General features: G+C 57.0%; 1 pseudogene. It reads left to right on the top strand.

Annotated elements, in window-relative coordinates:
- Window positions 1–79: 79 nt before the first annotated feature.
- A pseudogene (locus tag E9677_RS25840) lies at window positions 80–2,228 on the top strand (hypothetical protein); the annotation flags it as partial.

Below are 2,228 nucleotides of genomic sequence, written 5' to 3'. Positions count from 1 at the left end.
GGAGAACAAGACGCTGAGCCTCGGCTTCACGGTCACCGATGGTGACGGTGACGGCGCTGCAGGCTACCTCAAGATCCAGGTGAATGACGATGCACCTGTGGCAACAACAGCTGTCATTTCTCAGTCCGCATCCGAACTCGCATCAGCTTCGGGTTCGCTCTCGACCTTGGTGTCTTTCGGCGCGGATGGCATCGGCAAATATGCGGTCGAGCTCGATGACCTGTCGCCATCGCTGAAGTCGCTCAAGTCGAATGGTGCTACACTGGAGTTCGCAATCGGTGCCGGTGCTGAAGCGAATATGCTCATCGCGACAAGCAGTGTAACGGGGGACCGGGTCTTTACCTTCAAAGTGGATCCGCAAACCGGCGAGTACGCTTTCACCCAGCTGGGTCCGATCGATCATGCGACACAGGTACCTCTGAATGCAGGCGACTCGATCGTTGTAGACTTGGTCAATGGTTCGCGCTTCCAGTATGTCGGTGACCTTGCCGAAAACCAGTCCGATATCATCCGCCTATCCAATAGCGGCAACGCCACGGTTCATTGGGGGGTTGATACCGACGACGACGACTATGCCGATTACACATTGGCAATCGATGCGGGAAAGACAGTCTATCTGAACGTTGGCAATCTTCCCAACAACACTAAGGTCTATCTGCTCGACGCGGGTAATGGACCGTCTCAGACAGTGGTGAACCCTGGCCACGGTACCTTTACAGGCGTTCCGGTCGGTTCGCTTACGCTTGATCTCTCATCGGCGGTCACCGTCACGGACGGGGATGGAGACCAGCTGGCATTGTCCGGTCAGTTGAATATCACCGTTAGTGATTCACAGCCGTCCTTCGCGCCAGGCGCTGCGGGTGCAGTCTCAGAGGACGGATCTTTGATAGCCAGTGGCACCACTGGCGTAATTTGGGGTGCCGATAATGGTGACAAGAAGTCTCTCGCACTTGTGTCCTCTGTTCTCGTAAAGGATCAGACCGGCGCGGCAGTGGTGCTGAAGTCTAACGCCGAGGTGGTCAACATTGCTCTCGTCGGTGCCGTCCTTGTCGGTTACACGGGCAATGATCCGGCCAACGCTGCAAATGGTGTCTTTACTGTCTCCGTCAACAAGTCGACGGGCGGTTATAACTTCGAACTTCTACAGCCGCTGGACCATAGTTCTCCGACGGGCAACTCCCAGTATCTGGATCTTTCATTCGACGTGTTGGCGAAGGATTCCGACAATGACACCGCGATCGGTTCGATCACCGTTCGCGTCGATGCTGCTGGCGAAATCGACTCTATCGACTACGGCGCGATGTCCTCCGGCGTCGTCGTCAATCTGTCGGATGCGACAGTAGTTCGCCTCGGTCAGAGCGTGGGTGCCGATACGGCAACCGACCGCCCCGGAGCCAACGTCATTGGCCGTGATGGCATGGCAGGTGTGGTCAACGCCTACGGCGGCAAGGGTAACGACATCCTCATTGGCGGCAGTGAGAACAATATCCTGAAGGGGGGTGACGGCAGCGATATCCTTCTGGGTGGCAAGGGCAGCGACACGCTGGATGGCGGCAAGGGTGACGATGTTCTCATCGTTTCTGCCGATATCGACGTGGTTTCGGGATTTGGACCTCGCACCTTCACGAAGGGTGACGGCACCACGGAAGATGTCTCGATCAACGGTCGTTCGGGTGAGGGCGATGAGCTGATTGGTGGTGCCGGGTTCGATACCGTTCGCTTTGAGCACGCTGCTGGTGCTAACGGCTTCGTCTTCGACCGGGCTAATGCCGGTGGAGTTCTGGAGGGCGTCGAACGCTTTGAGGGGACCGATGGCGATGACGTCATTCTGCTGCCTAAGGGTTATACGACATCCGAGACGACATTCATTGAGATTGACGGCGGTAAGGGCAACGACATCTTGCAGGGCTCTGATGCGCAGGGTGACAAGATCACTGGCGGCGATGGCAATGACTTGATTTCCGGACTTGGCGGTGACGACGACATTAGTGGTGGCAATGGCGACGACAAAATCTGGGGCGGCGATGGCAACGACATCATCCGCGGTGATTGGGGTCGTGACATCATTTATGGCGGAAACGGCAACGACACGATCTATGGAGGCGGCGACAACGACAATATTGACGGCGGTTCAGGTGATGACAACGTCTTCGGCGGCGACGGTAACGACGTCCTCACCGGCGGAACAGGGACGAACAGCCTCAGGGGTGAAAAAGGTGACGATGTCC

Origin of the sequence: Peteryoungia rhizophila, from assembly GCF_004912145.1 — a bacterium.
Lineage (GTDB): Bacteria > Pseudomonadota > Alphaproteobacteria > Rhizobiales > Rhizobiaceae > Allorhizobium > Allorhizobium rhizophilum.
This window is presented reverse-complemented; position numbering and strand designations above follow the sequence as displayed.